This window comes from Nostoc sp. (assembly GCF_036917195.1).
Taxonomy (GTDB): Bacteria; Cyanobacteriota; Cyanobacteriia; order Cyanobacteriales; family Nostocaceae; genus Nostoc.
In genome coordinates this window covers 40,784-53,880 of sequence record NZ_JBALDG010000008.1, presented here as the reverse complement: position 1 = coordinate 53,880, position 13,097 = coordinate 40,784, and the positions used below count along the sequence as shown (strand labels likewise).

General features: G+C 37.6%; 10 protein-coding genes and 2 pseudogenes. 11 read left to right on the top strand and 1 reads right to left on the bottom strand.

The window, feature by feature from the left end; translation table 11 throughout:
- The first annotated feature begins 29 nt into the window (after nucleotides 1–29).
- The 9 genes from V7K40_RS01880 (at nucleotide 30) to V7K40_RS01840 (ending at nucleotide 10,007) form a co-directional block, all read left to right on the top strand.
- The gene (locus tag V7K40_RS01880; protein WP_334956195.1) at nucleotides 30–1,352 is read left to right on the top strand and encodes a flippase; all 1,323 of its coding nucleotides are present in this window, start codon (nucleotides 30–32) and stop codon (nucleotides 1,350–1,352) included.
- Nucleotides 1,353–1,376: 24 nt separating this feature from the next.
- Complete coding sequence (locus V7K40_RS01875) at nucleotides 1,377–2,303, top strand: glycosyltransferase family 2 protein (protein WP_334956193.1); 927 nt, start codon at nucleotides 1,377–1,379, stop codon at nucleotides 2,301–2,303.
- 37 nt (nucleotides 2,304–2,340) lie between these two features.
- Complete coding sequence (locus V7K40_RS01870) at nucleotides 2,341–3,570, top strand: O-antigen ligase (RefSeq protein ID WP_334956191.1); 1,230 nt, start codon at nucleotides 2,341–2,343, stop codon at nucleotides 3,568–3,570.
- Between the two features lie 48 nt (nucleotides 3,571–3,618).
- The gene (locus V7K40_RS01865; protein WP_334956189.1) at nucleotides 3,619–4,890 is read left to right on the top strand and encodes a glycosyltransferase family 4 protein; all 1,272 of its coding nucleotides are present in this window, start codon (nucleotides 3,619–3,621) and stop codon (nucleotides 4,888–4,890) included.
- Nucleotides 4,891–4,914: 24 nt separating this feature from the next.
- Nucleotides 4,915–5,931: a hypothetical protein gene (locus tag V7K40_RS01860; protein ID WP_334956187.1), complete on the top strand. Its 1,017-nt coding sequence runs from the start codon at nucleotides 4,915–4,917 to the stop codon at nucleotides 5,929–5,931.
- Nucleotides 5,932–5,982: 51 nt separating this feature from the next.
- Complete coding sequence (locus tag V7K40_RS01855; protein ID WP_334956185.1) at nucleotides 5,983–6,963, top strand: glycosyltransferase; 981 nt, start codon at nucleotides 5,983–5,985, stop codon at nucleotides 6,961–6,963.
- A gap of 61 nt (nucleotides 6,964–7,024) precedes the next feature.
- Nucleotides 7,025–7,918, top strand: coding sequence for a glycosyltransferase family 2 protein (locus tag V7K40_RS01850; protein ID WP_334956183.1), 894 nt, complete (start codon nucleotides 7,025–7,027; stop codon nucleotides 7,916–7,918).
- Between the two features lie 11 nt (nucleotides 7,919–7,929).
- Nucleotides 7,930–9,138 carry a glycosyltransferase family 4 protein gene (locus tag V7K40_RS01845; RefSeq protein ID WP_334956181.1) on the top strand — a complete coding sequence of 403 codons (1,209 nt, stop codon included), beginning with the start codon at nucleotides 7,930–7,932 and terminating at the stop codon, nucleotides 9,136–9,138.
- Between the two features lie 38 nt (nucleotides 9,139–9,176).
- Nucleotides 9,177–10,007: a WecB/TagA/CpsF family glycosyltransferase gene (locus V7K40_RS01840; RefSeq protein WP_334956266.1), complete on the top strand. Its 831-nt coding sequence runs from the start codon at nucleotides 9,177–9,179 to the stop codon at nucleotides 10,005–10,007.
- 338 nt (nucleotides 10,008–10,345) lie between these two features.
- On the opposite strand, the gene V7K40_RS01835 is transcribed toward V7K40_RS01840, so the two are convergent.
- Nucleotides 10,346–11,488, bottom strand: a complete 1,143-nt coding sequence (locus V7K40_RS01835; RefSeq protein ID WP_334956179.1) for an endo-1,4-beta-xylanase — start codon at nucleotides 11,486–11,488, stop codon at nucleotides 10,346–10,348.
- 505 nt (nucleotides 11,489–11,993) lie between these two features.
- On the opposite strand from V7K40_RS01835, the pseudogene V7K40_RS01830 reads away from it, so the two are divergent.
- Both V7K40_RS01830 and V7K40_RS01825 read left to right on the top strand, forming a co-directional pair.
- A pseudogene (locus V7K40_RS01830) lies at nucleotides 11,994–12,545 on the top strand (FtsX-like permease family protein); the annotation flags it as partial.
- 54 nt (nucleotides 12,546–12,599) lie between these two features.
- A pseudogene (locus V7K40_RS01825) lies at nucleotides 12,600–12,797 on the top strand (ABC transporter ATP-binding protein); the annotation flags it as partial.
- Between the last annotated feature and the right edge of the window lie 300 nt (nucleotides 12,798–13,097).

The following is a 13,097-nucleotide window of genomic DNA, read 5'->3' as shown; positions in this document are numbered from 1 at the left end:
TAATTCTACATGATTAACTAAAAAAAATAATGTTAAGCAAATTAAAATTTAAAAACTTATCAAAATTTCAATCTCGTTCTGGACTGCGTGCAATTATTGCCAATACAGGTTGGTTGTTTGCTGACCGCATTCTACGTATGGGTGCAAGCTTGGTCGTAGGAATATGGGTAGCACGGTATTTAGGAGTACAGCAGTATGGTCTCTTTAACTATGCTTTAGCTTTTGTTAGCTTATTTAGCCCAATTTTCACTTTAGGACTGGACGACGTAGTAGTTCGCCATATTGTCCGTCAATCATCAAACAAAGAGGAAATTTTAGGAACCACTTTTTGGCTAAAATTGCTGGGTGGAATTGCTTCTGTGTTATTGGCAGTTAGCACTATGTTTTTCTTAGGTGAGCATGAAACACTGAAGATATGGCTAGTTGCAATTTTAGGAATGGTAGGAATTTTTAGGGCGGCTGATACTATTGAACTGTGGTTTCAATCACAGGTGCAGTCAAAATACACTGTGATTGCTAAGAACACAGCATTTCTGCTAAATAGTGTCATCAAAATCGCACTAATTTTAATAAAAGCACCATTGCTAGCTTTTGCTTGGGTAACATTAGCAGAATTTGCGATGAGTGCAATTAGCTTGCTGATTGTTTATCAACTCAAAGGGTCTTCATTGCAGTTATGGCGTTGGAGTTTTGCGGCTGCCAAAATTCTTTTGAAAGAGAGTTTACCTCTAATTTTTTCGGGGTTCGCTATCATGATTTTTATGAGAATTGATCAGGTGATGTTAGGTCAAATGATCGGAGATAGCGAGGTTGGAGTTTATTCTGCTGCTGTGCGTATTTCTGAAATTTGGTATTTTATTCCGGCAGCTATTGTTTCTTCTGTTGCTCCTGCAATTTATGCAGCCAAGGAAAAATCAGAAAGTCTTTACTATCACAGAATAGGACAATTACTCAGTTTAATGACATGTATATCTTTGGCAATTGCTCTTCCAATGACATTCCTGTCTGACAATATAATTATAGTGATGTTTGGAAGTGGATATGCAGAAGCGGGGTCAATATTAGCAGTTCATATTTGGACTTCTTTGTTTGTATTTATGGGTCTTGCAACATCACCGTGGTTTATTGCTGAAGGTTTAAACCACGTTTCTTTAGGTAAGACTTTATTTGGAGCCATACTAAACATTATTCTCAATTTATTACTAATTCCTAAATATGCAGGACTTGGGGCTGCGATCGCAACCATAATCTCTCAAGCTGCTGCTACTTTTATATGCAATGCATTTGATTCAAGAACACAAAAAATATTTCAGATTCAGGTGCGATCGCTTCTTACTTTTTACAAATATTGAGCGTTTATATTTAATCTTTATATTATGCAAACAGCAGTAACTTTTATTATTTTCAAGCGTCCACAAACAACAGAGAAAGTTTTTAATGCTATTCGCCAAGCCAAGCCAAAAAAACTTTTTGTAATTGCAGATGGTCCCCGCACTGATCGTGAAGGTGAGGCCGAAAAGTGTGAAGCAACTCGGGCAATCATCGAAAGAGTTGATTGGGAATGCGAAGTGATCAAGAATTATTCTAATATCAACTTAGGTTGTGCAAAACGAGTATCTAGTGGTTTAGATTGGGTATTTAATAGTGTTGAAGAAACAATTATTTTAGAAGATGATTGTATCCCTCACCCAACATTTTTCAGATTTAGTGAAGAATTGCTGGAAAAATATAGAAATGATACTAGAATCGCGACAATCTCTGCTCAAAATCTTCAATTGGGACGAAAACACACAAATTACAGTTACTATTTTTCTCGCTATAACCACTGCTGGGGTTGGGCAAGTTGGAGACGTGCTTGGCAACATTATGATTTGACCATTAAACTCTGGAAAGAGGTACAAGCAGAAAATCTTTTACATGATATTCTTATAGACCCAAAAGCAGTAAATTTTTGGCGGCGAATATTTCAGTCTGTTTATAACAATCCTACAGGTATAACCTGGGATTACCAATGGACATTTACTTGCTGGATACAGGGTAGCTTAAGTATTATTCCCAATATCAATTTAATCTCTAATATTGGTGTTGGTGCAGACGCAACTCATTTCACTTCCAATCAAGAATTTTCGTTCATTAATATGCCGATGCAAGCGATGGAATTTCCTCTAAAACATCCACCGTTTATTGTGAGGAATATAGAGGCAGATAAATTTACCCAGAAAACAGTCTATAAAGCAACTGCATTGGATATTTTTAAAGAAGAAGTGAAGAAAAGATTGAATTACTCAACGGTCAAAAAATAGCAATATATTTAGTAAATTAATAAATTAATTGTCAGCAATGAAGGTAAAATTAACAGAAAAACTATTAACTATTTTGCTATTACTCATTGCTGTAGGGGCATTAACAATCCACCCTGCACAAGAAATTTCTATGTCTACCCTTGGAGGCGATAAGGTAGATACTTTCTTGAATATAGTTTCATATTTAATTTTATTTTATTTCATAAGTTTATACTGGAAAGGTTTTATTTATGTAATTACCAAAAGTCCATTAGAGTTTTTTTTACTAACAATAGTTATATTTTCTATATTGTGGTCAGAAGACCTAAATTCTACTCTAAAAGATATAAAAGGTCTAATCAGAATATATTTTATTGCAATTTATTTGGCAATGCGTTATCCCCTTAGGGAACAAATGAGGCTAATAGCTTGGGCACTTGGTGTAGCGGCATTATTATCTATGATATTCTCTACATTCATACCAGGTTATATTCACCAATCACCTGAATTAGTAAATATGTGGAGTGGAATTTTTGGTCATAAAAATGAATTAGGTTACATGATGGCTTGGAGTGCAGGAGTCTTTTTACACCTTGCTCTTAGTAGCCATAAATATCGCTGGTTGATGTGGGCACTATGTGGGATATCTATATGTCTAATTATTCTCTCACGTTCAACAACATCTTTAACGATTTTATTAGCAATGATATTATTTTTACCTTTCTACAAATTGCTGAAAAAAACTAATTATAAATTACAAGTTATTATGATAACTTCAGCTTTAATGCTACTCATTATTTTTTCAATATTACTTCTCAATAATGCTGAAACTGTAGTTGGTACTTCTGGTAAAGACCTTACATTCAATGGACGCTCTGACCTCTGGGGGCTAGTGATTTCCAAGATTTTGGAAAGACCTTGGCTAGGTTATGGATTTTCGGGATTTTGGACTAGTAATACTGCATCTAATCTTAGAGCTACTTACGATTGGGCAAGTAATGCTCACAATGGTTTTTTAGAACTATTGTTAGAATTAGGCTTATTAGGTTTTTTGACTTTTGTAGCAGGGTTTGTGCGGTTCTTTGTAATGGCATTGACTCGAATTATTTCTGTGGCCAAAAAACCGGAAGATTATTGTCCAATGCAGATGCTACTTATCATTGTCATAGTGAATTTCTCAGAAGCTAGATTATTAACTCCTAGTTGGAATTGGTTAATGTATGTCACCACGTCGTTATCTTTGACTCTTGAATATCAACGAAATCATAAAAATATTTTAGTCGATTAGCTATTATGGCAGTCAGAAATAATTTTAGTAATTATAACGTTAATAAAAATGAAAGTTTTACATATTAGCACTAATGATATCAGTGGAGGTGCAGCGAGGGCTGCATATCGTTTGCATACAGGTTTAAAGGATATAGGACTAGAGTCAAAAATGTTAGTTCAGGAAAAATATAGTAATGATAAAACAGTAATTGCACCTAAGATTAGACTCTTTCAAGGCATCGCTAAGGCAAAATTGACAATTGAAAGTTTACCATTAAAGCTTTATCCTCAAAAGAAAAAGACTCCATTTTTTATTCAATGGTTGCCGGATAGAGTTATTCCTAAAGTTGCTCAGATTAATCCAGACATAATTAATTTGCATTGGATTAGTGCAGGTTTTATGCAGATAGAAACATTCCCTAAACTGAAGCGTCCTCTAGTTTGGACTCTCCATGACATGTGGGGGTTTACTGGCGGGTGTCACGTTACTGGAGAATGCGATCGCTATAAAGTATCCTGTGGAGCTTGTCCTCAACTCAACAGTGGTAAAGAATGGGATTTATCCCGTTGGGTATGGGAACGTAAAGTAAAAGCTTGGAAAAATTTGAATTTAACTTTAGTTTCACCCAGTCATTGGTTAGCGCAGTGCGCTCATTCCAGTTCTTTGTTTCAGAATTTGCGAGTTGAGGTAATTCCCCACGGACTGGATACTCAAAAATATCGACCTATTAATCAACATTTTGCACGAGAAGCACTCAATCTACCCCAAGATAAAAAGCTGATGCTGTTTGGAGCGATAGAAGCAACAAGCGATAGAAATAAAGGATTTCATTTGTTACAACCAGCTCTACAAGAATTGAGTAAATCTGGCTGGAAGGATGACTTGGAAGTTGCGATTTTTGGGGCATCTCAACCCGATAATCCACCTGATTTGGGCTTAAAAATACACTATTTGGGACACTTATACGATGATATATCTTTAGCAACTGTTTACTCAGCAGCTGATGTGATGCTTGTACCGTCTCTTCAAGAATCTTTTGGACAAACAGCTTCTGAATCACTCGCTTGTGGTACTCCAGTTGTTGCATTTAATTCTACTGGCTTAAAAGATATTGTTGATCATCAGCAGAACGGGTATTTGGCTAAACCTTATGAAGTTGAGGATTTTGCTAAAGGAATTACCTGGGTACTTGAAAATGAGCAGAGGCTGCACAAGCTGTCATTCTATGCTCGTGAGAAAGCCGAACAAGAATTCACTCTGGAACTTCAAGCACGTCGTTATTCAGCTTTGTTTCAAGAAATATTGTTCATAGCAAAAAAATCTTCATTCATTAATTAACTTAGTAAATAAACACTTCATAATATGTCAATACCTATAGCGTTTATAATTTGTACAGAACCTGGTCGTTTAGAAGGTCAATCTTTGATGCTTGCAGAAAGTATTCGTAAGTTCTGCGGTAAATTGAAAAATACACCTATATATAGTTTTCATCCTAGAGTGGGTGAACCGATATCAAAGCAAACCCAACAAGCGTTTGAAGCGTTGCAGGTGACTCATCAACAAGTTCCTATCAATCAAGAATTTAATGAATATTATTTAGCCAATAAACCCTTGGTTTGTGCCTATGCCGAGCAACATATCGATGCAGAAATATTAGTTTTTTTAGACAGTGACAAATGCTTTTTTTATGAGCCGAACGAATTTTTATTGCCAGTAAATTGTAACATTCGCATACGTCCTGAGTATGGTCAAGGAATTGGTTCTACAGGTCCCCGAGACCCTCAAGAATGGTACTGGCAAAAACTATATGAAGTGCTGAATGTGAAGCATGAGGTATTTGTTGACACACCAATTGGTAATAAAAAAATCAGAGCCTACTGGAATTCTGGTTTGGTTGCTGTAAGAAGGAGTGCAGGTATATTTACTGCTTGGAAAGAAAACTTTGAGAAGGTAATACGTATGAATATTACCCCTCCTCAAGGGATTTATTTTGTGGAACAGTCAGTCTTATCTGTGACTTTATGCTCGCTGGAAGAAAAGATTTTTCATTTTTCTTCTGCTTATAGTTATCCATTACCTTTACACAATCGCTTATCTAAAGAATCAAGACTTAAAGCTTGGGATGACATAGTGTCGATACATTATTTTAATTTGTTTTTTTATCACGATTGGAATGCACAAATTATAAGTTTAAAAAACTTTAATCGAAGTTCACAGAAATATCAATGGTTATGCGAAGGAGTTGTTAGACATAAGATGCCGCGCACATCAGTAATGCACCGATATATGTTGACTGTGAGGAAAATAGAACAAAAGCTACGGGTGTTTAAATTGAATAGTCAAGTGAGTAATTGGATAGAAAAAATTGCAAAATTTTAAATGATTATTATCACTTTTGAGTTACATAGTTAATAAAGGAAAAGTATTTAAATGTTATTTCACGGTTTTTATATTTTTAGTACTCGGCCGCTTATAGTTTCCTTTCTTGGAAGCTATCCTTTCTTGGGGGGAGTGGTTTACGAAAAAAGCAAAATTACATATCAACCTCTACCTAAATGGTTTCGTCCCAAACACGTTTTAGAACATATCCCTGGGTGGTGTGGAACCCCTAAGCAAATGTTACTAAGAAAGATAAAGGCAACCCTACATGGCATTGAGGGAAGAACGCATCACTTAATGGTAAATGCGTCAGATGAAGAAGAATTGCGAAAACGTTTTTTAATTCGTGGAGGGCACTTTAACCAAAATTTTTATATTAATGAATACTTATATCAAGTTATCGATCAACCAAAGCTTTATGATGCAATTTACACGGCACAACTCAATCAATCAAAGCGTCTTGGGCTGGCAAAAAACGTAGATAAATTGATGGTTGTATCCTATGGTGGTGACTTACATAAATTTTGTCCGGAATTGAAACATGCAGATTTCAACAAAGACTTTATTGCACGTACAGAGTTAGCAAAAAAGTATAATCAGTCCTTTGTCGGTTTGATTCTTTCAGCAGTCGAAGGAGCAAATCTAGCATCAAGCGAGTACTTACTATGCGGAATTCCTGTTGTCAGTACTCCAAGTAAAGGTGGACGAGATGAATTCTTTACTTCTGAGAACTCCGTTATTGTTGCTCCAGAGTCTGAAAAAGTTGCTGAAGCTGTGCAAACTTTAAAACAGTTAGCACCTGATCCAAAAAAGATTCGAGAACAAACTCTGAAAAAAATGAATGATTGGAGGTTAGCTTATTGCACATATATCACTAATCTTATTGAACAAGAAGGTGGTAAAAAAATCCAACCAGATGCCATGAGAGAAAAATACTTTGCTGCACCCAATGGCATCCAATCTCGATATATAAAATTAGAAGAATTGTATAAATATAATTGGAAAAATTTTCAAGATTTTTTTTCTATATAAAAAACGAAGTAACCCTTTAATTTGTATTGCAAAGAATTAGATTAACATAAAAAAATACTCTATGAAGCAATCACAGTTAGCAGTAATAATGACTTGTTTTAATAGGCGTGAGACAACTCTGAATTGTCTGCGTGCCTTAGCTCAACAAACAAAGTCTTTTGATGTTTACTTAACCGATGATGGAAGTTATGACGGTACTTCAAAAGCAGTGAAAGTTTTTTATCCACAAGTCCAGATTCTTCAAGGCAATGGAAATCTATTCTGGGTGGGAGGAATGAGACTAGCGTTTGCTGAAGCAATGCAAAAAGATTATGACTATTATCTCTGGTTGAATGACGACACAATACTAGAATCAAACACCCTAGAACGTCTATTGACGCTTCATCAACAATTATCAGAATCTATCGGAGAAAATTCAATATTAGTTGGTACGACTCAAGATTCAATAACAAAAGAAGCTTCATACGGCGGTGCAGTGAAATCTTGCAAATGGTACTCTAATAAATATGAATTTTTAGGCTCAACTCAGGTTTTTCAAAAATGTGACACGATGTTTGGTAACTGCGTGCTAATTCCTCGTGCGGTTGTAAAGAAAGTAGGGAATCTTGATGCAGCATTTATCCACAGTTTAGGAGACCTAGATTATGGTTTGAGAGCAAGAAAAAATGGTTGCTCGATATGGGTTGTACCTGGATATGTTGGAACCTGTGGTAAAAACTCAATCCGTAATAGTTGGGTAGATACAAAATTATCTGTTTTAGAACGCTTAAGAAAGGTAATTCAAGTCAAAGCATTTCCACTCAAACCTTGGACTGAATTCTGTCGTCGCCACTCCGGGTTTTTCTGGGTAATTTATTGGTGTTTACCTTATCTCCGAGCCATTACTGGTTACAAAAACTTGGCTGCATCTCCCACATTTGCAGAAGAAATTCCACAAAGTAGTTCGCAACCTTAAGGAGTTCCAAAATGCAGCGACGGCTTGGTTTTTTAGCGGCAGCACCTCGGATTTCAACACATCCTGATGCAGAAATGTCTGGGCCCCGTTCCCGAATCTTAGGAATCCTGAAGGCCTTTCAAACACTTGAGTGGAAAATCGAAACATTTATTGTCGGAGATAAAGTTTCAAAAAAATGGTCGGCGAATGGTTCTGGTGAATTAATCAGCAAAGGATTTTTCTACACTTTAGCAGTAGATTTTATGCGTCTCGGGCTTGGTGTCATTAACTCGTGGAGAAGTTACCAAGAACTTAAAAATCAAGTTGATTGGGTGTATGAGTACGCTGCGACTTTGCAATGTCTGGGCTGGATATTCCAACGTCAGGGAATACCTTGGATTTTGCAAACTGAAGCATTACTTTTTTATGAAGCAAAGGCAGAACGAAAAGCATTGATCCTGTATAGATTAGCTCAATGGATAGAAATTAAAGCATATCAAAAATGTGATGTTTTAGCCTGTGTAAGTGAAACTTTAAAAGGAATTTTAGTACAAAATTATGGAATTTCAAGTGAAAAAATTGTCTTGATACCAAACGGAGTTGATATTGATTTCCTTAATCCTAAACTACATGTCCCAAAGCGAATTTTTTCAGGTTTTACTATAGGTTTTATAGGTAGTTTATATGCTTGGGCTGGTTTAGACTTATTAATAGAAACAATATCTGAATTACGAGCCGAAGGCTTAGACATTTCGCTGGTAGTAGTAGGCGATGGTGCAATGAAATCTGCTTGGGAAAAGCAGAGTCAAGAATTAGGTATTTCGCCTTATGTAGCTTTTATAGGTCGAGTTTCTTGGCTAGAAGTACCCCAGTATATCGCTGGATTTGATGTTGGTTACTCTGGGCAAGTTCAACTAAAAATGGGAAAAATGTATCTCTCACCTATGAAACTTTATGAATACATGGCAATGGCTAAACCAGTCATAGCATCAGCTTTTGAAGATGCTAAACGGTTGATTTGCGATCGCAAAACAGGTTTCCTATTTAAACCAGGTGATAAAAATGATTTAAAACGTACCTTATTGGAAGCTTATCAGAAAAGAGAAGCACTGTCAGAAATGGGACAATTTGCTTGCATTGAGATAGTAAATCATCACAGTTGGGCTGCTAGGGTACAGAACTTAGTTGAAGGTGCTGAACAAATTTTGAAAAAACAGCGATCGCATACTCAGTATGATTAAAAATTTACTCATATAATCTAATACAAAAAAAATTTATGATCCGCACTTCATCTTATAAACTTCTTGGTGTTCAAGTGGATGCCCTTTCTATCCCTGAATTGAATTTTTTGATTAAAGAATCTATTGAGCAAAATCAGAAATTGATTATTGCTAATCACAACTTGCATAGTCTTTATCTCTTCCATAATGATCCAACAATGCAAGCTTTTTATGCCAAGGCAGAATATATCCACATTGATGGTATGCCTCTATTGTTTATTGGAAAGCTGTTGGGTTTTCCAATGAAACGAGAACAAAGAGTAACCTATGCTGACTGGGTATGGCCTCTGATGGCAGAAGCAGCTGATAAAGGCTGGCGTGTATTTTATTTAGGTTCAAAGCCAGGAGTTGCTGAACAAGGAGCAAGTATTTTGCGCCAGAGATTTCCTGGTTTACAGATTTCTTGCGCTCATGGCTACATTGATATGGATAAAGATAGTCAAGAAAATCTTGCCACTCTGGCTGCAATTAATGCTTACAAACCCCATGTATTAATGGTGGGGATGGGTATGCCACGCCAAGAGTATTGGATTTCCGAAAATCTTGAACATATTCACACCAACACTATTTTGACTAGTGGAGCCTGCATGGACTATGTATCAGGAGCAATACCCACTCCTCCTCGCTGGATGGGAAAGGTCGGCTTGGAATGGTTGTATCGCTTGTTGTGTGAACCTGAAAGACTTTGGAGACGTTACTTACTTGAGCCTTGGTTTGTTGGCACATTATTTTTACGAGAAATTTGGAGTATTTCAAGTAAACAAAAAAGAAATAGAATGCTGCACAGACCTAACAAGAACAGCCCCAACCCTTGTAGCGTTGGGGAGTAAATTCAAAGCCTCTGACGCCACATGCAAGGCTCGTCGGCAGAGCCCGACGCCAGTCGCTCATGGGGAGCCACTGCGGTGGAGGGATTCCCCGGGATAAAGGAGGCAGTGCCTTGGGCGCGTCTCCCCTTCTCCCAAAGGGAGAAGACCGCGCTGGCTCTCCAACGCAGTGGCTCCTCCTTTTAGGAGAGAGGTCAAAGTGTATTGCGTACAAACAAAAAGCGCTACAGTCAAGATGTTTTATTCAACTTTCATCGTTGTAAATAAGGAAGAATCTCGCCACATACTTCGTTCAGAATGATACTTAAAAGCGCTATTTACATCTGGGTGCGATAAGTTGCTTACTGAAAAGCCTGGGCAATAGCGTTGCGGGCAAGTTTAGGTTTCAGGTTCTCATCAAAGGGAAGCGGACGCAGAAATTTCTGGAACTCTGGATTATCCTTGTATTTTTGTGGCATCCATTGAGGATAACGTATCCAGGTGTGACGATCAGTAATTCCCCATGTAATCACGGTATCAACTCCACCTGCAAAGCACAACTCAAGAAATCGCTTGTAACCATTCGCTATCATTTGATCGAGCTTTTCAATACTATCAGGAAATGGAGTATCAATAATAATATCTAATTCAGTGATTACTGGTTTAACTTCCAGGTCTTTTAACCGTTTTAAGACCTTACTAAATCCTTTCTCGTCAAAAGGATAGTTCTTAGAAAACCATAGATGCGATTGCAGACCTGCCCAGTCAAGTTTGACCTCATTATTTTTCAGATATTCCACCATTTTTAAATAATGGTCTGATTTCCATGTAGCGCCTTCAATGCCAAAATCATTTAGGCAAAATTTCTTATTTCTATCAACTTCAGCTGCTATTAAAAATAAGTCTCGAATCAATTCTGGTTTTACCCCTCTACGCAAACCATAGCGGTTGTCAGTTCCATCTGGAGTATCAGCGATAATTTCGTTGGCAATATCCCAAGATTTTAAAACCGGACTCTTGCGATAATGCCCCATGACACCATTAACATGGCGTTCGAGCATTTTAAGAGTAGGGGGGTAAGGAACCCAGTCTGGTTTTGACAAGTGCCAAAAAAGGGTATGACCATGCATTGTCATATTATGCTTTTGGCAAAAATTGGCGATCGCATCTGCTGATTCAAAGGTAAATTTTCCTGGCTGTGGTTCAGTGCCGGCCCATTTTAATTCACCATTTGGTGTCGCAATCGAACATTCACGAGCAATCAGGTCAGCGTAATCCTTCTCTTTTCGCAAAAAGTCACCATCAATTGCTGTACCATAACGCTTTCCTTTGGCGGCAGCTAATTGCCGAAGTGGAGAATTTACATTTTTAATTGGATTATTTACTGCGATAGAATTTGTGCTCTGGTCTTCTCTTTGCTTATCCTTTTGTAAAAACCCCATAGTCAATAAGGTAGAAAGGGTAGTGTATCCTGCTCTTGTTAAAAATTTTCTCCGATAAGGCATAAATTGTACTTAATAAAAAACACATAGTTTATTATATTACAGAATAATTTTTGATACTTTTGGAGGTTTAGTAATGATTCCCACAAAGTCATTGCATTCCAAAGAGCTAAAGCTACTATTTGTCTCCCCCTTCAGTAATTTTTTAAAAAAATACTGTGCTAATGCTAACAAAAAATTCCAAGTATTTATCGGTCTTCATCCAGATATACGGCAATACGCTTGGGTTAAGCCCAAAAATGTATTGCGTAGGTTGGGGAGTCACAGTGCCCAAGCGGGTTTCCCGACTTGTCCCTTGCATGTCTCCCCTTCTCCCAAAGGGAGAGGCTAACGCCTGCCGTAGGATGCCCAAAGGGCTGTAAAGAGAAGCAAGTAGCGTTTGAGGAACGAAACCCAACCTAGACGTGCCTTAAGCCGCCTCTTTTGTCTACGTTCAACCCAACCTACAATTATCCTTAACTGAACTGTATTGAGATATACGGTGTTTTTCCAAAATCAAATCATAGTCTTATACTTAAATCGCAGACCCGATCGCATCGAAGTTGGGTTAATCACACTTAAACCAGATGCCGATCCAGAAAAAGTGCGATCGCAACTTGTCAGTGGGTTACTTAAAGATGTTAGAGTCTTGACTCCAGAAGAGTTTGCCAAAGTAGAGAGAACTTACTGGCAAGCGGGTACTGGCATTGGTTTCATTTTCGGTTTAGGTACAGCAGTCGGGTTTATTGTTGGCATCGTGATTGTCTACCAAATCGTTTACTCTGATGTTTCTGACCACTTGCCAGAATACGCTACCCTCAAAGCAATGGGATACACTGATAACTATCTCTTGGGAGTTCTAATTCAAGAAGCATTGTTATTAGCTATTTTAGGTTTTCTTCCTGGATTCATCCTTTCTTTTGGATTGTATCAAGTCACCTACCCTGCCACAATGCTTCCTATTTTTATGAAAATGGAACGGGCAATACAAGTTTGGATTTTGACCGTGATCATGTGTAGTGTTTCTTGTGCGATCGCTATCCGAAAACTCCGATCTGCTGACCCTGCCGATGTTTTTTAGTTTCAGAGACGCGATTAATCGCGTCTGTACAAGAGTTAGGAGTGAAGAATTATCGAACCCACTGCTGCACTCGACAAAAAATCTGGGCGCGATGTTGTAGAAATAATCCAGAAGCTAGCTAAAGAACAAGGCTGTACGATTTTGCTAGTTACCCACGACAACCGCATCCTTGATATTGTTGATCGCATCATTTATATGGAAGATGGTCAGTTTAAGACCGATAGCACAGATACCGCTACAACAGCCAAGTAATACCAATTCGTAATTCGTCAAACTTACTTACAGCAGTTTTCATTTAATTGAACCATATATGTTGTAGGGGCACAGGATTGCTCATTGGTGTCAACTTAAGCTCAAACCTTTGTTGCACAACGGTTCTACTCCACCCCTTAATCCCCTCCCCTTACTAAGGGGAGGGGAGGTTTTGCGTCAGTAAAGCCGGGGTGGGGTAATGCGGATCGGTCGATTCAGCAAGCAAAATGGCATATTGCTTTCTTTAAATGCTTGATTGCTTTCTCATTTGAGTAATTCACGCATTCACTTTAGTGTATC

Excerpts from the sequence above, each read along its gene's own strand:
- V7K40_RS01880 (WP_334956195.1), top strand. The coding sequence starts at position 30 with ATGTTAAGCAAATTAAAATTTAAAAACTTATCAAAATTTCAATCTCGT.
- V7K40_RS01875 (WP_334956193.1), top strand. The coding sequence starts at position 1,377 with ATGCAAACAGCAGTAACTTTTATTATTTTCAAGCGTCCACAAACAACA.
- V7K40_RS01870 (WP_334956191.1), top strand. The coding sequence starts at position 2,341 with ATGAAGGTAAAATTAACAGAAAAACTATTAACTATTTTGCTATTACTC.
- V7K40_RS01865 (WP_334956189.1), top strand. The coding sequence starts at position 3,619 with ATGAAAGTTTTACATATTAGCACTAATGATATCAGTGGAGGTGCAGCG.
- V7K40_RS01860 (WP_334956187.1), top strand. The coding sequence starts at position 4,915 with ATGTCAATACCTATAGCGTTTATAATTTGTACAGAACCTGGTCGTTTA.
- V7K40_RS01855 (WP_334956185.1), top strand. The coding sequence starts at position 5,983 with ATGTTATTTCACGGTTTTTATATTTTTAGTACTCGGCCGCTTATAGTT.
- V7K40_RS01850 (WP_334956183.1), top strand. The coding sequence starts at position 7,025 with ATGAAGCAATCACAGTTAGCAGTAATAATGACTTGTTTTAATAGGCGT.
- V7K40_RS01845 (WP_334956181.1), top strand. The coding sequence starts at position 7,930 with ATGCAGCGACGGCTTGGTTTTTTAGCGGCAGCACCTCGGATTTCAACA.
- V7K40_RS01835 (WP_334956179.1), bottom strand. The coding sequence starts at position 11,488 with ATGCCTTATCGGAGAAAATTTTTAACAAGAGCAGGATACACTACCCTT.